Origin of the sequence: Bacillus sp. C30, assembly GCF_040838255.1 — a bacterium.
Lineage (GTDB): Bacteria > Bacillota > Bacilli > Bacillales > Bacillaceae_G > Bacillus_A > Bacillus_A mycoides.
The window spans coordinates 1-18,003 of record NZ_JBFPJH010000007.1; the positions used below are offsets into that span (position 1 = coordinate 1).

Annotated in this window: 20 protein-coding genes and 1 other annotated feature; of the genes, 18 read left to right on the forward strand and 2 right to left on the reverse strand. The window is 37.8% G+C overall.

Annotated features, from left to right (window positions below; genetic code table 11):
• Positions 1–122: 122 nt before the first annotated feature.
• Positions 123–362, reverse strand: coding sequence for a YkuS family protein (locus AB3X49_RS01745; protein ID WP_002011725.1), 240 nt, complete (start codon positions 360–362; stop codon positions 123–125).
• 86 nt (positions 363–448) lie between these two features.
• The gene (locus AB3X49_RS01750) at positions 449–688 is read right to left on the reverse strand and encodes a DUF3911 family protein (protein WP_367960228.1); all 240 of its coding nucleotides are present in this window, start codon (positions 686–688) and stop codon (positions 449–451) included.
• 415 nt (positions 689–1,103) lie between these two features.
• Between AB3X49_RS01750 and ilvE the strand changes: the two genes are divergently transcribed.
• The 18 genes from ilvE (at position 1,104) to AB3X49_RS01840 (ending at position 17,990) form a co-directional block, all read left to right on the forward strand.
• A complete protein-coding gene (gene ilvE / locus AB3X49_RS01755) occupies positions 1,104–2,000 on the forward strand; it encodes a branched-chain-amino-acid transaminase (RefSeq protein ID WP_002011723.1) in 897 nt (298 codons plus the stop codon).
• A gap of 15 nt (positions 2,001–2,015) precedes the next feature.
• Positions 2,016–2,244 (forward strand) — a binding site (T-box leader).
• 73 nt (positions 2,245–2,317) lie between these two features.
• Positions 2,318–4,018 (forward strand): acetolactate synthase large subunit, encoded by a 1,701-nt coding sequence (gene ilvB, locus AB3X49_RS01760; protein ID WP_367960229.1) that lies wholly within the window; start codon positions 2,318–2,320, stop codon positions 4,016–4,018.
• Complete coding sequence (ilvN, locus tag AB3X49_RS01765) at positions 4,015–4,524, forward strand: acetolactate synthase small subunit (protein ID WP_000822948.1); 510 nt, start codon at positions 4,015–4,017, stop codon at positions 4,522–4,524. The genes ilvB and ilvN overlap by 4 nt, the downstream gene beginning before the upstream one ends.
• Before the next feature lie 27 nt (positions 4,525–4,551).
• Positions 4,552–5,562, forward strand: coding sequence for a ketol-acid reductoisomerase (gene ilvC, locus AB3X49_RS01770; RefSeq protein WP_367960230.1), 1,011 nt, complete (start codon positions 4,552–4,554; stop codon positions 5,560–5,562).
• Between the two features lies 1 nt (position 5,563).
• Positions 5,564–7,084: a 2-isopropylmalate synthase gene (gene leuA, locus AB3X49_RS01775; RefSeq protein ID WP_002064438.1), complete on the forward strand. Its 1,521-nt coding sequence runs from the start codon at positions 5,564–5,566 to the stop codon at positions 7,082–7,084.
• Positions 7,085–7,162: 78 nt separating this feature from the next.
• Positions 7,163–8,227, forward strand: a complete 1,065-nt coding sequence (leuB, locus tag AB3X49_RS01780) for a 3-isopropylmalate dehydrogenase (RefSeq protein ID WP_367960231.1) — start codon at positions 7,163–7,165, stop codon at positions 8,225–8,227.
• A complete protein-coding gene (gene leuC, locus AB3X49_RS01785) occupies positions 8,227–9,621 on the forward strand; it encodes a 3-isopropylmalate dehydratase large subunit (RefSeq protein WP_367960232.1) in 1,395 nt (464 codons plus the stop codon). The genes leuB and leuC overlap by 1 nt, the downstream gene beginning before the upstream one ends.
• A complete protein-coding gene (leuD, locus tag AB3X49_RS01790) occupies positions 9,599–10,180 on the forward strand; it encodes a 3-isopropylmalate dehydratase small subunit (protein WP_002135167.1) in 582 nt (193 codons plus the stop codon). Before leuC ends, leuD begins: the two co-directional genes overlap by 23 nt.
• A 309-nt stretch (positions 10,181–10,489) precedes the next feature.
• Positions 10,490–11,752 carry an ATP phosphoribosyltransferase regulatory subunit gene (locus tag AB3X49_RS01795; RefSeq protein ID WP_367960234.1) on the forward strand — a complete coding sequence of 421 codons (1,263 nt, stop codon included), beginning with the start codon at positions 10,490–10,492 and terminating at the stop codon, positions 11,750–11,752.
• Positions 11,728–12,363: an ATP phosphoribosyltransferase gene (hisG, locus tag AB3X49_RS01800; protein ID WP_033708301.1), complete on the forward strand. Its 636-nt coding sequence runs from the start codon at positions 11,728–11,730 to the stop codon at positions 12,361–12,363. Before AB3X49_RS01795 ends, hisG begins: the two co-directional genes overlap by 25 nt.
• 11 nt (positions 12,364–12,374) lie before the next feature.
• A complete protein-coding gene (gene hisD / locus AB3X49_RS01805; RefSeq protein ID WP_002188917.1) occupies positions 12,375–13,664 on the forward strand; it encodes a histidinol dehydrogenase in 1,290 nt (429 codons plus the stop codon).
• The gene (hisB, locus tag AB3X49_RS01810; protein WP_367960235.1) at positions 13,664–14,248 is read left to right on the forward strand and encodes an imidazoleglycerol-phosphate dehydratase HisB; all 585 of its coding nucleotides are present in this window, start codon (positions 13,664–13,666) and stop codon (positions 14,246–14,248) included. Before hisD ends, hisB begins: the two co-directional genes overlap by 1 nt.
• Positions 14,249–14,878 (forward strand): imidazole glycerol phosphate synthase subunit HisH, encoded by a 630-nt coding sequence (hisH, locus tag AB3X49_RS01815; protein WP_002011707.1) that lies wholly within the window; start codon positions 14,249–14,251, stop codon positions 14,876–14,878.
• Positions 14,851–15,570, forward strand: coding sequence for a 1-(5-phosphoribosyl)-5-[(5-phosphoribosylamino)methylideneamino]imidazole-4-carboxamide isomerase (gene hisA, locus AB3X49_RS01820; protein ID WP_367960236.1), 720 nt, complete (start codon positions 14,851–14,853; stop codon positions 15,568–15,570). The genes hisH and hisA overlap by 28 nt, the downstream gene beginning before the upstream one ends.
• The gene (gene hisF / locus AB3X49_RS01825) at positions 15,564–16,322 is read left to right on the forward strand and encodes an imidazole glycerol phosphate synthase subunit HisF (protein WP_367960237.1); all 759 of its coding nucleotides are present in this window, start codon (positions 15,564–15,566) and stop codon (positions 16,320–16,322) included. Before hisA ends, hisF begins: the two co-directional genes overlap by 7 nt.
• Positions 16,319–16,624 carry a phosphoribosyl-AMP cyclohydrolase gene (hisI, locus tag AB3X49_RS01830; RefSeq protein WP_002086731.1) on the forward strand — a complete coding sequence of 102 codons (306 nt, stop codon included), beginning with the start codon at positions 16,319–16,321 and terminating at the stop codon, positions 16,622–16,624. The genes hisF and hisI overlap by 4 nt, the downstream gene beginning before the upstream one ends.
• Before the next feature lie 10 nt (positions 16,625–16,634).
• Entirely contained in the window at positions 16,635–16,958 is a 324-nt protein-coding gene (gene hisE, locus AB3X49_RS01835; RefSeq protein ID WP_002011702.1) for a phosphoribosyl-ATP diphosphatase, read from the forward strand.
• A gap of 12 nt (positions 16,959–16,970) precedes the next feature.
• Positions 16,971–17,990, forward strand: coding sequence for a histidinol phosphate phosphatase domain-containing protein (locus tag AB3X49_RS01840; RefSeq protein WP_002030669.1), 1,020 nt, complete (start codon positions 16,971–16,973; stop codon positions 17,988–17,990).
• Positions 17,991–18,003 lie beyond the last annotated feature (13 nt).

Sequence of the window (18,003 nt, forward strand, 5' to 3'; positions counted from 1 at the left end):
ATATAAAAAAGAGGGCTCCTTTTGAAAAGGAGCCCTCTTTCTATAAATAAATTGAAACTATAATCAGTGGGACCATTCCATTCCCTTTACATATTAGCTCACAAATAATGTGATAAAAATGATTAAGTGCGGTTTTCAACTTGCTGACAAATTTCATCTGTTGTTAAACCATGTGCTTTAATTACAGATCCTTTTATCGATGTATCTGCAATGCCCATCATATTAGAATCTTGCCCGGTTACAACGCAACAATCACACCCATGTGCATCATTTTCAGAGTTAAGTGAAACGACTTCATGTCCTTGTTGCTGAAGAGCTTGTTGAACATCTGTTAAAGAGTTCTCAACACCAATTCTAGCCATAATTTTCACCTCCTACCATCTAGTTGCTAGTATGCTCAAGTCCATAGCATATATTTATGAAAAGATGGTAGGAAGAGAATATTTGTTTAGTCGTTATATACACCAGTAAGCATTTGACTAACGAATTGATTATTTAATGTATCTTGTGCTGAACTGTTATTAGACTGAATATCGATTGAAGCTGTGTAGTTGTTATGTTTCCTACTATTTGGTTCTACTTCAACGTAATTATCGAATTTACAAAATCCTTTCGTATCCATTAGATCAAATAGTTGTAGCATTTCTACTACCTCTTGTCTCGTTCCTTTAATTTGTACACACGCCATTGTTATTTCCTCCTTCAATTTGACAAATTGTTTTTTAAAAATAGGATTATGATTACTAAATGAAAAATATGAATGTTATTTTTAGACAGCGTTATTTTTGTTATTTTCCCCCTTTTTCACCAAAAGTCGTTGTATATTCCCGGATTTATAAAATCGGACGTCCGTTTATTGAATACAATAGATTCGTATCAATTGGCGAAAACCCTTCTTTTAAACAAATATTTTTTTAGTAGAATTTGACGAAAAAATTTTTTTGACTTTTTGTAAACGTTAACAATGTTATTAAATCAATATAAACAAAGATGTACGTGCGATTAAAAATTAAAAATTTTCTAAAAATTAACTTGATTTATTTGAAAAGGAGAGTAGACTAGGAAACAATAAAAAACTCATAGAACATAGGGGGCGCTTTCAAGTGAACGAGCAGTGGATTTTCTTAAATGGAGAATTTGTTCCAAAAGACGAAGCAAAGGTTTCAGTATATGATCATGGCTATTTATATGGCGATGGAGTGTTCGAAGGAATTAGGGTATATAGCGGTAATGTTTTCCGTTTGAGAGAGCATCTTGTCCGGTTATATGAATCAGCGAAATCCATCATGTTAGAAATTCCATATACGTTAGAAGAAGCAACGAAAATCGTTGTTGAAACGATTCGACAAAACAAACTATCTAATGGATATATCCGCCTCGTTGTATCAAGAGGACCTGGGAACTTGGGATTAGATCCCGATTCTTGTACGAAACCAAATGTAGTAGTAATTGCAGAGCAATTATCTTTATTTCCACAAGAATATTATGAAAAAGGGATTCCGATTATAACAGTTGCAACGCGTCGCAATCGCCCGGATGTTTTATCGCCTCAAGTAAAATCTTTAAATTACTTAAATAATATTTTAGTTCGCATTGAGGCGAAATTAGCTGGAGTACAAGAAGCACTTATGTTAAATGACCAAGGATATGTAGCTGAAGGCTCTGGAGATAATGTATTTATTGTGAAGGGAAATAAATTAATTACACCACCAAGTTCTGCTGGAGCGTTAGAAGGTATTACACGAAACGCGATTTTAGAAATCGGCGAAAAACTTGGATATGACGTAAGAGAAGAATTATTTACAAGGCACGATGTATATGTAGCTGATGAAGTGTTTTTAACAGGAACAGCTGCTGAAGTAATTGCTGTTACGACAGTAGATGGAAGAACGATTGGTTTAGGTAGAACAGGGCCACATACGAATCGTTTATTAGAAGAATTCCGTAAATTAGTTGTAGAAGATGGAGAGAAAATTTACGAAGAAAATAAAGTTGGATAATAGCTCTTATGACATGATAAAGCGTTGATAGGGAGGAGTAGTTGACTGTGAAGCCTCACAGAGAGTCGGTGGTTGCTGGAAACCGATGGTTCACGTCGACGAACATCACCCTTGAGTGCTAAGCTGAAACGTTTGTTTAGGCTTAGACGGTAGCTCCGTTATTAGCTAGACTCATATCCCGAGTCACTGAGGCAAGAGTAATCTTGCAAAGAAGGGTGGTACCGCGAAATCTTTCGTCCCTTCAGCACATAGCTGGAGTGTGGACGTAGGATTTTTTTATTTTATAAATGTTTTAAAAAAGGGGGCTTATAAGAAAAATGTCTTCAAAAACGGAAGAGAAACTGGCTACTGGTGCACAGCTATTGTTAGAAGCGCTAGAAAAGGAAGGAGTAGAGGTGATTTTTGGTTATCCAGGTGGTGCAGTTTTACCTCTATATGATGCGCTTTATGATTGTGAAATTCCGCATATTTTAACGAGGCATGAGCAAGGTGCAATTCATGCTGCTGAAGGATATGCAAGAATTACAGGAAATCCAGGAGTGGTAATTGCAACAAGTGGACCGGGTGCTACAAATGTTATTACTGGTCTAGCTGACGCGATGATTGATTCATTGCCACTTGTTGTATTTACAGGGCAAGTAGCAACAACGTTAATCGGAAGTGATGCTTTTCAAGAAGCAGATATTATGGGACTTACGATGCCGGTGACAAAACATAATTATCAAGTGCGAAAAGCATCGGATTTACCCCGAATTATTAAAGAAGCATTTCATATCGCTAGAACAGGAAGACCGGGCCCAGTCGTAATTGACCTTCCGAAAGATATGGTAGTAGAGCAAGGTGAGCGATGTAGCGACGTACAAATGGATTTACCAGGATACCAGCCTAATTATGAACCGAATCTACTACAAATAAACAAATTATTACAAGCGATTGAGGTCTCAAAAAAGCCATTAATTTTAGCTGGAGCAGGTGTATTGCATGCGAAAGCATCGAAAGAATTAACAAGTTTTGCTCGCAAATATCATATTCCAGTTGTTCATACATTACTTGGTCTTGGTGGGTTTCCGCCAGATGATGAACTATTTCTAGGGATGGGAGGAATGCACGGTTCATACACCGCAAATATGGCGTTATATGAATGTGACTTACTTATTAATATAGGTGCAAGGTTTGATGATCGTCTTACTGGAAATTTAGCTTATTTTGCTAAAGAAGCGATTGTCGCACATATAGATATTGATCCAGCGGAAATTGGGAAAAATGTGCCGACTGAAATCCCTATTGTTGCGAGTGCAAAGCAAGCATTAGAAGCTCTACTTACTTTTAAAGAAGGGGAAGTACATCACAATGATTGGCTTTCGTTATTGAATAGTAGAAAAGAAAAATACCCTCTTTCTTACAAAGAACATGCAGAGCGTATTAAACCTCAATATGCAATTGATATGCTATACGAAATTACGAAAGGAGAAGCGATTGTAACAACAGATGTTGGGCAACATCAAATGTGGGCAGCTCAATATTATCCGCTGAAAAAACCAGATAGATGGGTAACCTCTGGGGGGTTGGGAACAATGGGCTTCGGGTTTCCAGCAGCAATAGGTGCACAAATCGCAAAGCCTGAAGAACTAGTTATTGCAATTGTCGGTGATGCTGGATTTCAAATGACCTTGCAAGAACTTAGTGTGTTAAAAGAGCATTCTTTACCAGTAAAAGTTTTTATTTTAAATAATGAAGCTTTAGGGATGGTAAGACAATGGCAAGAGGAATTTTATAATGGGCGATATTCGCACTCCTTACTTCCATGCCAACCAGATTTTGTTGCGCTTGCCAATGCTTATGGCATAAAAGGTGTTCGTATTGAAGACCCACTTCTTGCAAAGCAACAATTACAGTATGCAATTGAGTTAAGAGAGCCTGTTGTAATTGATTGCCGCGTACTTCAATCCGAAAAGGTAATGCCGATGGTTGCCCCAGGAAAAGGCGTTCATCAAATGGAGGGAGTGGAGAAAAGGTGAAGAGAATTGTAACAGCGACAGTTCGAAATCAAAGCGGTGTGTTAAATCGAATTACAGGTGTTATGACACGTAGACATTTTAATATTGAAAGTATTTCAGTAGGTCATACGGAATCATCGGATATTTCGAGAATGACGATTGTTGTACACGTTGAAAATGAACAGCAAGTTGAGCAGTTAATTAAACAACTTCATAAGCAAATCGATGTACTGAAAGTATCAGATATTACAGAAGAAGCGATGATCGCTAGAGAACTTGCACTTATTAAAGTAGCAACGTCTGTAGCAAGAGCAGAATTATATAGTTTAATTGAACCGTTCCGAGCCGCTGTAATAGACGTTGGGAAGGATTCCATAGTGGTGCAAGTAACAGGTACCCAGGAGAAAGTAGAAGCGTTAATTGAATTACTTCGTCCATATGGTTTGAAAGAAATTGCTAGAACAGGTGTAACAGCATTTACACGTAGTATGAAAAAACAAGATAAACAAGTTATGTTAATTCAATAATTATTTAAAAAATAGGGGGAAATGAAAATGGCGAAAGTTTATTATGAAAAAGACGTAACGGTAAATGTATTAAAGGAAAAGAAAGTAGCAATCATCGGATATGGATCGCAAGGCCATGCGCATGCGCAAAACTTACGTGATAACGGATTTGATGTGGTAGTAGGACTGAGGAAAGGGAAGTCATGGGATAAGGCGAAAGAAGACGGTTTTTCTGTATACACAGTAGCGGAAGCAGCAGAAAAAGCAGATGTAGTAATGATTCTACTACCTGATGAATTACAGCCGGAAGTATATGAAGCTGAAATTGCACCAAACTTACAAGGGGGCAATTCTCTCGTTTTCGCGCATGGATTTAATGTTCACTTTGATCAAGTAAAACCGCCAGCTAATGTAGATGTATTTCTAGTAGCACCGAAAGGACCAGGACATCTAGTACGTCGTACGTTTGCGGAAGGGGGAGCTGTTCCTGCATTATTTGCAGTATATCAAGATGCAACAGGAGTTGCGATTGAAAAGGCACTTTCATATGCAGATGGAATTGGGGCGACGAGAGCAGGTGTATTAGAAACAACGTTTAAAGAAGAAACAGAAACAGATTTATTTGGAGAGCAAGCTGTACTTTGCGGCGGAGTGACTGCACTAGTAAAAGCTGGGTTTGAAACGTTAGTTGAAGCTGGTTATCAACCTGAACTTGCATATTTTGAATGTTTACATGAACTGAAACTAATTGTTGACCTTATGTATGAAGGTGGACTTGAAAATATGAGATATTCAGTTTCAGATACAGCGCAGTGGGGAGACTTCGTATCAGGGCCACGCGTTGTTACTGAAGATACGAAGAAAGCGATGGGTGCAGTACTAGCAGAAATTCAAGATGGTACATTTGCAAGAGGCTGGATTGCAGAGCATAAAGCAGGAAGACCAAATTTCCAGGCGACAAATGAAAAAGAAAATGAACATGAAATCGAAGTAGTTGGACGTATATTACGTGAAATGATGCCTTTCGTACAGCCCCGAGTAAAGGTAGGGATTAAATAATATGAAGCAAATTTTGTTCATGGATACGACGCTTCGTGATGGCGAACAATCACCAGGAGTTAATTTAAATGAACAAGAGAAATTACAGATTGCGAGGCAACTAGAGAGACTTGGTATTAATGTAATGGAAGCTGGATTTGCAGCGGCTTCTGAAGGTGATTTTCAATCGGTAAAACGTATCGCAAATACCATTCAAAATGCTACGGTTATGAGTTTAGCTAGAGCGAAAGAAAGTGATATTCGAAGAGCCTATGAAGCTGTGAAAGGCGCTGTCTCTCCTCGTTTACACGTATTTTTAGCTACGAGTGACATTCATATGAAATATAAGCTTTGTATGTCAAAAGAAGATGTATTAGATAGCATACATCGCTCTGTTACGCTCGGGAAATCATTATTTCCGACAGTGCAATTTTCAGCAGAAGATGCGACAAGAACATCGAGAGCATTTTTAGCTGAAGCAGTAGAAGTAGCGATTCGTGCAGGAGCGAATGTAATCAATATTCCTGATACAGTTGGATATACGAATCCAGAAGAATATTATTCTCTTTTTAAATACTTACAAGAATCCGTTCCGTCGTATGAAAAAGCAATTTTCTCTTGTCACTGTCACGATGATCTTGGGATGGCAGTAGCGAATTCGTTAGCTGCGGTTGAAGGCGGAGCGTTACAAGTAGAAGGAACGATTAATGGAATTGGAGAAAGAGCGGGGAATGCGGCGCTAGAAGAAGTCGCGGTTGCTCTCCATATTAGAAAAGATTTCTATGAAGCAGAATCCTCTATGACATTAAAAGAAATTAAAGCGACGAGTACGTTAGTAAGTCGGTTAACGGGTATGGTTGTACCGAAAAATAAGGCGATTGTTGGAGCAAATGCTTTTGCTCACGAATCAGGTATTCATCAAGACGGTGTATTAAAAGAAGTAACGACGTATGAAATTATTGAACCATCACTGATTGGAGAGTCACAAAATCTATTTGTATTAGGAAAGCATTCCGGGCGCCATGCGTTTACTGAAAAAATGAAAGAACTTGGTTATGAGTTTACAAAAGAAGAACGAGATGTGGTGTTTGAAGCATTTAAAAACTTGGCTGACCGTAAAAAAGAAATTACAGAAGAAGATTTACGTGCACTTATGCTTGGTGAAGCAGCATTTGCGGCCCAGCAATATAGCATTACTCAATTGCAAGTACATTTCGTATCAAATAGTACACAGTGTGCAACGGTTGTACTAAAAGATGAGGAAGGAAATATGTACGAAGATGCAGCAACTGGTTCTGGAAGTATTGAAGCGATCTATAATGCAATTCAAAGAATTTTAGGATTAGAATGTGACTTAGCGGATTATCGCATACAATCTATAACGCAAGGTCAAGATGCACTTGCACATGTTCATGTTGAATTAAAAGAAGGAACTCATCAAGTATCAGGTTTTGGTGTTGCGCAAGACGTATTAGAAGCATCGGCGAGAGCGTATGTTCATGCGGCTGGAAAATTAAAATCTTTTATTACTCTTGTGAAGTAACTGTTTGATAAGTGAGGGGATCGTCCCTTACTTATCAAAATATATTTCTGAAAATTCAGATAAAAAGGAGTGTTTTAATTGGAAAAACGTATCGTTTGTTTAGCGGGTGATGGTGTTGGTCCGGAAATTATGGAAAGCGCGAAGGAAGTATTGCATATGGTAGAGAGGCTATATGGACATCACTTTCATTTACAAGATGAGTACTTTGGCGGAGCGGCTATCGATTTAAATGGGCAACCATTACCACAGCGAACACTTGCCGCTTGTTTAGCGAGTGATGCGGTTTTACTTGGAGCGGTTGGTGGACCGCGGTGGGATGATGCGAAAGAAAGGCCAGAGAAAGGATTATTAGCTTTAAGAAAAGGACTTGGTGTATTTGCGAACGTTCGCCCTGTAACAGTAGAAAGCTCAACTGCACATTTATCGCCATTAAAAAACGCAGATGAAATTGATTTCGTTGTCGTTCGTGAACTAACAGGCGGTATTTATTTCTCTTATCCGAAAGAAAGAACGGAAGAATCGGCAACTGATACACTTACGTACCATCGTCATGAAATTGAACGTATCGTGTCGTATGCTTTTCAATTAGCGAGTAAGAGAGAGAAAAAAGTAACCTCTATTGATAAAGCGAATGTTTTAGAATCTAGTAAATTGTGGAGAGCTGTTACGGAAGAAGTAGCTCTTCGTTATCCTAATGTTGAATTAGAGCACATTTTAGTAGATGCAGCTGCTATGGAATTAATTCGAAACCCAAGGAGATTTGACGTTATCGTAACAGAAAATTTATTTGGTGATATTTTGAGCGACGAGGCTTCTGTATTAGCAGGGTCATTAGGAATGCTTCCATCAGCGAGCCATGCGGAAAACGGGCCGTCTTTATATGAGCCTATTCACGGATCAGCGCCAGATATTGCAGGTAAAAATAAAGCGAATCCAATTGCAATGATGCGTTCAGTAGCGATGATGCTTGGGCAATCATTTGGATTAACGAGAGAAGGGTATGCGATTGAAGAGGCAATTTCTGCAGTTCTTCAATCTGGGAAATGTACAGCTGATATTGGGGGGAATGAGACGACAACTTCATTTACGAGGGCAGTTATTCAAGAAATGGAAGAGCAGGCACTAGTAGGGAGAGGAAGATAATGGGGAAAAGGTTACTAGATAAGCTTTGGGAAAGACATGTAGTTGTAACGAATGAAAATGGATTGGATTTATTATATATCGATCTTCATCTCGTTCATGAAGTAACGTCACCGCAAGCCTTTGAAGGCTTGCGACTTGCAAATCGAACTGTTCGGAGACCGGAATTAACGTTTGCAACGATGGATCATAATATTCCAACGAAAGATGTTTGGAATATTACCGATCGCATTGCGAAGCAGCAATTGGATACACTTCGTGACAATTGTAAACAATTTAAGGTGCGATTAGCCGATATTGGTGATGAAGAGCAAGGAATCGTTCACGTTATAGGACCAGAACTTGGGCTCACACAACCGGGGGAAACGATTGTATGCGGTGATAGCCATACAGCAACCCACGGTGCTTTCGGTGCTTTAGCGTTTGGTATTGGTACGAGTGAAGTAGAACATGTATTAGCAACTCAAACGTTGTGGCAACGAAAACCGAAAGCGATGGGGATTGAATTAAAAGGAAAGTTACCGAAAGGCGTTTATGCAAAGGATATTATTTTGCATCTTCTCTCAAAGTACGGTGTAGCGGTTGGAACGGGGCATGTAATGGAATTCTACGGAGAGACGATTCGTGATATGGGTATGGAAGAGAGAATGACACTTTGCAATATGGCAATTGAAGGGGGAGCGAAAGCTGGCATCATTGCACCAGATGAGAAAACATTTTCTTATGTAAAAGGGCGTGAATATGCACCGAAAGACTATGAAACGTTTACGGGAAAATGGTCGGAGCTTTATACAGATTCAGATGCAATTTATGATTTACATATTTCGGTAGATGTTACGGATTTAGCACCGTATGTCACTTGGGGAACAAATCCTAGTATGGGTGTTCCTATTGATGAAAAATTACCAGAGAAGCATAACGAAAATGATGAAAGAGCATTTTCATATATGGGATTGAGCCCTGGGCAAAGTACGTTTGAAATTCCTGTTAAGCATGTCTTCATTGGTTCTTGTACAAATTCACGTTTATCTGACTTAGAAATTGCTGCATCTGTTGTAAAAGGGAAAAAGGTAAAAGAAGGTGTGCGAGCACTCGTTGTACCAGGATCAAAAAGTGTGAGAGAGCGGGCGATGCAAAAAGGCTTACATCGCATATTTGAAGAAGCGGGATTTGAATGGAGAGAGCCTGGATGTTCAATGTGTCTTGGGATGAATCCAGATCAAGTACCTGAAGGAGAACATTGTGCTTCTACTTCAAATCGTAATTTTGAAGGAAGGCAAGGGAAAGGAGCACGAACACATTTAGTAAGTCCAGCTATGGCTGCAGCAGCTGCGTTATATGGTCATTTTGTTGATATTAGAAAGGAGAGTTACGATGGAACCATTTCATATTCATAAAGGTACTGCCGCAGTACTTATGAATGATAACATTGATACAGATCAAATTATTCCGAAGCAATATTTGAAGAGAATTGAAAGGACGGGATTTGGAAAATATTTATTTGATGAGTGGCGTTACGATAATGAGCGCCATGAAAATCCTAATTTCTCCCTTAATGCACAAGAACGAAAAGGAGCAAGTATATTAATTACAGGTGATAATTTTGGATGTGGTTCTTCAAGAGAACATGCTCCGTGGGCGCTTGCTGATTATGGTTTCCGCGTTATTATCGCCGGAGGATTTGCAGATATTTTTTATATGAATTGTATGAAGAATGGTATGTTACCGATTGTAATGGATAAAGAGATGCGTGAACAACTTGCCAAAACGAATGCGAGAGATCAAATGGAAGTTGATTTAGAGAATGAAGTAATTATTACGAATACGCACAGGTTTCATTTTACAATCGAGAAAATGTGGAAAGAAAAATTATTAAATGGTCTAGATGAAATCAGCATTACAATGCAATATGAACAAGAAATTGGAGAGTATGAAAGGAAAGTAGCTTTATATTAAGAGTTAACAGAATTTTTTAAAATGTATTTACATTCAGAATTAAGTGTTATATACTATGTGAAAATCAGAGGAGAAAGGGAGTAAGGATTATGAATATCATGCAATCTATTAAAATGCTTACACAACTACATCATCATACATGAAACCCTTGAACCTAACGTGAAAACGTGTAGGTACAAGGGTTATTCCCGTTGTACCTACACTCTACTAAAGAGCCTTGTAGGTATTTTGTCTACAAGGCTCTTTTTATTTTCGGTTTAGGTGAATGAAATAGGCATACATTAGAAAGGGAAAGGTGTGAGAATTTAGATGACAAAATGGAAACGGGCGAACCCAAATGGAACGAGGGACTATTTATTCGAAGAATGTACGTTAATTGAAGAAGTAGAACAAAAATTAAGGCGTACCTTTTTAGAGAGAGGTTATGAAGAAATAAGGACACCTACAATTGAATTTTATGATGTTTTTGCATTTCAAAACAGGCCGATAGATGAAGAAAAGATGTATAAATTTTTCGATGAAAAAGGACGGATTATCGTTTTACGCCCAGATATGACAATTCCTTTAGCAAGAGTAATTGGAACACAGAGAGGGGATATTCCTCTTAAAGTAACTTATAGCGGGAATGTATTTCGGGCGAATGAGTCCCTTACTGGGAAATATAATGAAATAGTGCAAAGTGGTATTGAAATTATCGGGATTGAAAATGTAAGGGCTGAAATTGAATGTGTGATAAGCGTAATTCAAGCACTTCAAAAATTAAAGGTGCAATCTTTCACAATTGAGATTGGGCAAGTGCAGTTATATAAATGTATCGTAAAAAAGCTCCCCATTAATGATGAAGAAGAGAAGTTACTTAGAACGTATATTGAAAGTAAAAATTATGCCGGACTCTCACACTTTATAGAAGAAAAGAAATTAAATCGGTGTGATGAAACAGTGAGGTTACTTGAGAAACTACCAAGGTTATTAGGGAGTTTAGATGTTGTTGAGGAAGCAGAAAAACTCGCCTCAAGTAATGAAATGAAAATGGCCATTGCGAGAGTGAAAGAAATATATGAAACAATTGAACAGTTAGGGTATGGCTCTTACATATCAATTGATTTAGGTATGGTTCAACATTTGGATTATTATACGGGTGTTATTTTCAAAGGGTATATATATGAAATTGGAGAAGAGATTGTTAGTGGCGGGAGATATGATGAGTTAATTGGAAATTTTGGAGAGATGATGCCAGCGGTTGGGCTCGCGGTGCAAGTAAATCAAATAGTTAAGGCGCTTCAAGAGCAGCAAGAACCATATAAACGAAAGAGAATAGATATTATGATTCATTATGAGTTAAATAGATTAGCAGAAGCGGAAAGGTTACGAAATTTACTTCAAAAGGACGGGAAGAATTCCCAGTTATCTTTATTCTCTAATTTAAATGATACTTTTCAATTTGCAAACAAGAATAAAATAATGACAGTCGTTGAGGCGAAGAGTGAGTCACTAGTGGAATATGTATGGAGAGAGAAATGGATCATCCAGAAAGAAGGGGAGGCTTCATGCGTAACATTCAAATTGCGTTAACGAAAGGAAGATTAGAAAAGCATGTTATTCCACTGTTTGAAAAAATTGGAATTGATTGTTCGGAGCTCAAAGATAAAGGAAGAAAACTTGTGTTTAAAAGTAAAAACACAAACATTTCATTTATTTTAGTGAAAGCGGTAGATGTTGCTACTTATGTAGAACATGGCGTAGCTGATATTGGAGTCGTTGGAAAAGATATATTAATGGAATTTGAGAAAGATATATATGAGATGGTCGATTTAGGAGTGGGCGTGTGTAAATTTTGTGTCGCTTCTATTCCTACGTATAATCCGAAGAGTTATCGAAAAAAACGAATTGCTACGAAATATCCGCACATTACTTCTACATATTTTCATGATAAAGGGGAGGATGTAGAAATTATTAAAATAGAAGGATCTGTAGAGATTGCTCCACTTCTAGGTTTGGCAGATGCAATTGTTGATATTGTTGAAACAGGAAAAACATTACAAGAAAACGGGTTAATTGTATTTGAGGAAATGTGCTCTATATCAGCTCGAATGATTGTGAATAAGGCTGCATTGAAAACTAAAAAAGACGAAATATTCTGTATTATAAATATGATGGAACAAGAAATTTTGTCAGGAAAATAGGGGGACTTTAAATGGAGATAGTTTTTGAAGATTTCCAAGAGGCTTTATCGAAAATAAAATCGCTACGAGAAAGCGCTAATATAATAGAAGAAACTGTTCAAAGAAGTGTAAGTGAAATTGTTCAAAACGTAAGGGAGAGTAAAGATGAGGCTTTATCGTTCTATACAAAAAAGTTTGATGGTGTAGAGACAAAAGATTTTCGTGTAAGTGAGGAAGAAATAAAACAAGCAAGTAAGTTTGTAGAGCAAGCTTTTTTAGAAGCGTTAAAAGAGGCGAAAAAAAATATTATCTCGTATCACGAAAAGCAAAAAAGACAATCTATGTTTGATTGCATGAGTGAAGGGGTAATTAGAGGGCAGCTTATTCGTCCGTTAGAAAATGTAGGTGTATATGTGCCGGGCGGGACTGCTTCGTATCCTTCATCAGTATTAATGAATGTATTGCCAGCAAAACTCGCAGGAGTGAAAAAAATTGTAATGGTAACACCGCCGAAGCAAGGAGGAATTGATCCGCATATTTTAGCTGCTGCAAGTCTTGCAGGTGTAGATGAAATATATATGGCCGGTGGTGCTCAAGTAATTGCTGCTCTAGCATATGGAACGGAATCGATTCCTAAAGTAGATAAAATAGTTGGACCAGGGAATTTATATGTCGCGCTAGCGAAGCGAGAAGTATATGGGATAGTCAATATCGATATGATTGCTGGACCATCAGAAATTGTAGTTATCGCAGATGAAACAGGAAATGCCGAATATATTGCTGCTGATTTATTATCACAGGCAGAACATGACGAGAGGGCAACAGCTATTTGTATTACAACAAATATAAAGCTTGCTAAAGAAGTAGAAAGAGAAATAGAAAGGCAGCTAGAGACGTTGCCTAGAAGTGAAATCGCTCGTGAATCCATAAAAAGAAATGGAGCAATTTTTATTGTCCCTTCTTTAGAAGAGGCGTTTCATTTATCGAATGAAATCGCTCCAGAACATTTAGAGTTACACATAAAAGAGCCAATGAATGCTCTAGCTTATGTAAAGCATGCTGGATCAATTTTTCTTGGTCCATATGCACCTGAACCGCTTGGAGATTATTTGGCGGGGCCGAATCACGTATTACCGACAAGTGGAACGGCAAGGTTTTTCTCTCCGTTATCCGTCGATGATTTCGTAAAAAAATCAAGCTTCGTTTCGTATACGGAAGAAGCGTTAAGAAGTGTACAGCATCATATTGTAGAACTTGCAAATAAAGAAGGTTTACATGCACACGCAAGAGCAATCCAAATTAGGTTTAAGGAGGAAGAATAATGCGCGAGTCTAGTCAAGTACGTGAGACGACGGAAACAAAAATTAAATTAAGTTTGCAACTTGATGAAAGTACGAATGTTTCTGTGCAAACAGGAGTTGGATTTTTTGATCATATGCTAACTTTATTTGCTAGACACGGAAGATTTGGTTTGCAAGTTGAAGCTGAAGGTGATGTATTCGTCGATGCGCATCATACGGTTGAAGATGTTGGCATTGTACTCGGAACTTGCTTGAAAGAAGCATTGCAAAATAAAGAGGGGATTAACCGTTACGGCTCAGCGTATGTACCGATGGATGAATCTTTAGGATTTGTCGCGATTGATATAAGCGGGCGCTCATATATTGTATTTCAAGGTGAATTAACAAATCCGAAGCTAGGGGATTTTGACACAGAATTAACGGAAGAATTTTTTAGAGCAGTTGCTCATGCTGCAACTATCACGTTACATGCTCGCATTTTATACGGAAGCAATACACATCACAAAATTGAAGCTTTATTTAAAGCGTTCGGTCGAGCGCTTAGAGAGGCAGTCGATAAAAATGCCAATATTAATGGTGTAAATTCAACGAAAGGGATGTTGTAATTGATTGCAATTATAGATTATGGAATGGGAAATATTCGTAGTGTGGAACAAGCATTAAAATATATTGGAACAGAGTACATCATAACGGATGATAAAAAAGAAATATTGAGAAGTGATGGAGTTATTTTACCAGGAGTAGGCACATTTCCGAAAGCGATGGGCGTTTTAGAAGAAAAAGATTTAGTATGTGTGCTAAAAGAAGTTGGGAGCTTAGGAAAACCGCTTCTGGGTATTTGCTTAGGAATGCAGCTTTTATTTGAGAAAAGTGAGGAACTACAAAATTGTAACGGATTAAATTTATTGCCAGGTGTTATTCGAAAGTTAAAAGTTCCTTATAAAATTCCACATATGGGGTGGAATGAATTAAAAAAAGAAGGAGAAATATCGCTTTGGAATGGAGTAGAGGACGGTTCTTTCGTATATTATGTCCACTCTTATTATGCAGATTGTCCGAATGAAATTGTGTATGGGGCAAGTGAATATGGAGTGAAAGTACCTGGTTTTGTAGCAAAAGGAAATATATTTGGCGCACAGTTTCATCCTGAAAAAAGTGGGGAAATTGGGATGCGAATGTTAAAAAATTTCAAAGGGGTGGTAGAAGCATGGAAATCTTCCCAGCTATCGATTTAAAAGAAGGACGATGCGTCAGGCTTTATCAAGGAGAGTTTAGTAAAGAAACGGTGATGAATGAAGATCCAGTCACACAAGCAATCATATTTGAAAAACTGGGAGCGAAAATACTACACGTTGTTGATTTAGATGGAGCAATTGTCGGGGAGTCAGTAAATTTACCTGTCATTGAAAAAATATGCAAGGCGGTACGTATTCCGGTGCAAATTGGAGGAGGAGTTCGGTCACTCGCGGCAGTGGAGAAGTTGTTGTCAGTAGGTGTAGAAAAAGTGATATTAGGAACGGCTGCCCTTTACGATAAATCATTTTTAGAAGAAGCGGTTTGTCTATATAAGGAGCAAATCATAGTTGGAATTGATGCGAAAAATGGTTTCGTAGCAACGAGGGGCTGGTTAGATGTGTCTGAAATTTCGTACATCGATTTAGCGAAGCAAATGGAAAGTGTAGGTGTTCAAACGATTGTGTTTACGGACATTTCAAAAGATGGGACACTTGCAGGACCAAATTTTGAGCAATTAGAGTTACTGCAAAAAAGCGTGGGTATTCGTGTGATTGCATCTGGAGGTGTCGCATCTATTCAACATGTGAAAAGATTAAATGATATGAACATATATGGCGTCATTATTGGGAAGGCACTTTACGAGAAAACGATTGATTTAGAAAAAGTGTTACAGGTAACAAAACTATGTTAGCAAAACGAATTATTCCATGTCTAGATGTGAAAGAAGGGCGGGTAGTAAAGGGTGTGAATTTTATAGGGTTACAAGACGTCGGTAATCCTGTTGAAATAGCCGCATTATATAATGATGCGGGAGCAGATGAAATCGTATTTTTAGACATTACTGCGACGCATGAAGGGCGAAAAACGATTATAGATGTTGTAGAACAAACAGCCTCAAAGGTGTTTATTCCTCTTACAGTTGGCGGGGGGATTTCAAGTGTTAAAGATATGTACAATTTACTAAGAGCTGGAGCAGATAAAGTTTCAATAAACTCAGCGGCAGTGAGAAATCCGAAGTTAATCCAGGAAGGTGCGGAACATTTTGGCTCACAATGTATTGTCGCAGCAATTGATGCTAGAAAAGTAGCAGAAGATAAATGGAATGTATACGTAAATGGCGGAAGACTTAATACGGGAATGGATGCAATCGAATGGGCGAAGCGCGTTGTTGAGCTCGGGGCAGGAGAAATTTTGTTGACGAGTATGGATGCAGATGGAACGAAAAACGGATATGATCTTCGTTTAACAGGAGCAATTTCAAACAGCGTTTCTGTTCCAGTAATCGCATCAGGTGGATGTGGTCATGTGGATCACATTATAGAAGTATTTCAAAAGACAACAGTTGATGCAGCATTAGCGGCATCAATCTTTCATTATGGTGAAGCGACTGTACAAGATGTAAAGAGAAAATTAAGAGAAGCAAACGTTGAGGTGCGGTTATGAAACCTAATTTTGCAAAAGGATTGATACCAGCTGTTGTTATCGAGGAAGATACGAAAGAAGTTTTAATGTTAGCTTATATGAATGAAGAAGCGTATGACAAGACGCTGGAAACGAAAAGAACATGGTTTTATTCCCGTTCGAGACAATCGTTATGGAATAAAGGAGGTACATCGGGAAATGTCCAATATGTGCAATCACTTTATTTAGACTGTGATCAAGATGCAATCGTTGTTGTCGTAAAGCAAGTAGGGCCTGCTTGCCATACGGGAGAAAAAACGTGTTTTCACTACAAAATTATATAGGGGGATACATATGGAAGATATCCTTAAGTTATTATTTGAAACAATTGAAGAACGAAAGAAAAATCCACTCTCTGAATCATATACGAATTATTTATTTTCAAAAGGTGAAGATAAAATTTTAAAGAAAATTGGTGAGGAGTGCACCGAAGTAATTATTGCGTCTAAAAATAATGATAAAGAAGAAATAGTAAAAGAAATGGTTGATGTGTTCTATCACTGTTTTGTTCTATTAGCCGAAAAAAATATTCCATTGGAAGATGTCATGCAAGAAGTGAAAGAAAGAAATGGAAAGCTTTCGCGAGTAGGGGACAGAAGAGAAATAGATACATTATAAGGGGGAATATGGATGAAAGTGGACTATCACATTCATTTAGAAGAAGGGCCATATTCAATAGGGTGGCTAGCTAAAATAAATGATGCGCTACAATATTTTGAACCGCTTAAAGAAGAAAAACATTCTATGGAATGGCTTATGAAAACACAAGAACGCCTGCAAAGACGTGTGAAGGAAGGTCCATTTACAGCGAAATGGATTGATTTATATTTAGAAGAAGCTGTGCGAAAAGGTATAAAAGAAGTTGGTATTGTCGATCATTTATATCGTTTTCATGAAGCGAAAGGATATTATGAAAAGTATGTAGATATTAGTGATTCTAAGCTTGGTCGCCTGCAAAAAGAATGGTTAGATCAAGTAAGAGTAACGTCTATTTATGATTTTACAAAGGCGATTGAAGAGGCAAAAGAGCGATGGAGTAAACGAGGGATAACGCTCAAACTTGGAATTGAAGCGGATTATTTTATCGGGGGTGAACAAGAGTTAAAAGGTTTACTAGCATTAGGAGACTTTGATTATGTAATCGGTTCGGTCCATTTTATAGATGGATGGGGATTTGATAATCCAGATACGAAAGAGTATTTTGGTACGCATGAGTTACATACTTTATATCACACGTTTTTCGCTACAGTTGAAAGTGCTGTTCGTTCCGAGCTTTTTGATATTATAGCTCACCTCGATAACATAAAAGTATTTAATTATCGATTGGATGAGAATGAACAGCTTTCTTATTATAAGGAAATTGCTCGTGCGTTAGTGGAAACAAATACAGCAACAGAAATAAATGCGGGATTGTACTATCGATATCCTGTGCGCGAAATGTGCCCAAGTCCGCTTTATTTACAAGTATTAGCTAAGCATGGAGTTCCGATTACTCTATCCTCAGATGCCCATTATCCGAATGATTTAGGAAAGTATGTGGAAGAGAATATAAAGACATTACGCAATCATGATATTTCTCACATAGCTACATTTACGAAACGAGTAAGAACGATGAGATTGCTTGAAGAAGAAGGAATAATTTCAAAATGAAACACGATTTTTT

Bases quoted from the DNA above. Each gene is read 5' to 3' on its own strand.
- AB3X49_RS01745 (WP_002011725.1), bottom strand. From the start codon at position 362: ATGGCTAGAATTGGTGTTGAGAACTCTTTAACAGATGTTCAACAAGCT.
- AB3X49_RS01750 (WP_367960228.1), bottom strand. From the start codon at position 688: ATGGCGTGTGTACAAATTAAAGGAACGAGACAAGAGGTAGTAGAAATG.
- hisI (WP_002086731.1), top strand. From the start codon at position 16,319: ATGAAACCTAATTTTGCAAAAGGATTGATACCAGCTGTTGTTATCGAG.
- hisB (WP_367960235.1), top strand. From the start codon at position 13,664: ATGCGCGAGTCTAGTCAAGTACGTGAGACGACGGAAACAAAAATTAAA.
- hisG (WP_033708301.1), top strand. From the start codon at position 11,728: ATGCGTAACATTCAAATTGCGTTAACGAAAGGAAGATTAGAAAAGCAT.
- hisE (WP_002011702.1), top strand. From the start codon at position 16,635: ATGGAAGATATCCTTAAGTTATTATTTGAAACAATTGAAGAACGAAAG.
- AB3X49_RS01795 (WP_367960234.1), top strand. From the start codon at position 10,490: ATGACAAAATGGAAACGGGCGAACCCAAATGGAACGAGGGACTATTTA.
- hisF (WP_367960237.1), top strand. From the start codon at position 15,564: ATGTTAGCAAAACGAATTATTCCATGTCTAGATGTGAAAGAAGGGCGG.
- hisA (WP_367960236.1), top strand. From the start codon at position 14,851: ATGGAAATCTTCCCAGCTATCGATTTAAAAGAAGGACGATGCGTCAGG.
- hisD (WP_002188917.1), top strand. From the start codon at position 12,375: ATGGAGATAGTTTTTGAAGATTTCCAAGAGGCTTTATCGAAAATAAAA.
- leuC (WP_367960232.1), top strand. From the start codon at position 8,227: ATGGGGAAAAGGTTACTAGATAAGCTTTGGGAAAGACATGTAGTTGTA.
- AB3X49_RS01840 (WP_002030669.1), top strand. From the start codon at position 16,971: ATGAAAGTGGACTATCACATTCATTTAGAAGAAGGGCCATATTCAATA.
- leuD (WP_002135167.1), top strand. From the start codon at position 9,599: ATGGAACCATTTCATATTCATAAAGGTACTGCCGCAGTACTTATGAAT.
- leuA (WP_002064438.1), top strand. From the start codon at position 5,564: ATGAAGCAAATTTTGTTCATGGATACGACGCTTCGTGATGGCGAACAA.
- ilvB (WP_367960229.1), top strand. From the start codon at position 2,318: ATGTCTTCAAAAACGGAAGAGAAACTGGCTACTGGTGCACAGCTATTG.
- ilvC (WP_367960230.1), top strand. From the start codon at position 4,552: ATGGCGAAAGTTTATTATGAAAAAGACGTAACGGTAAATGTATTAAAG.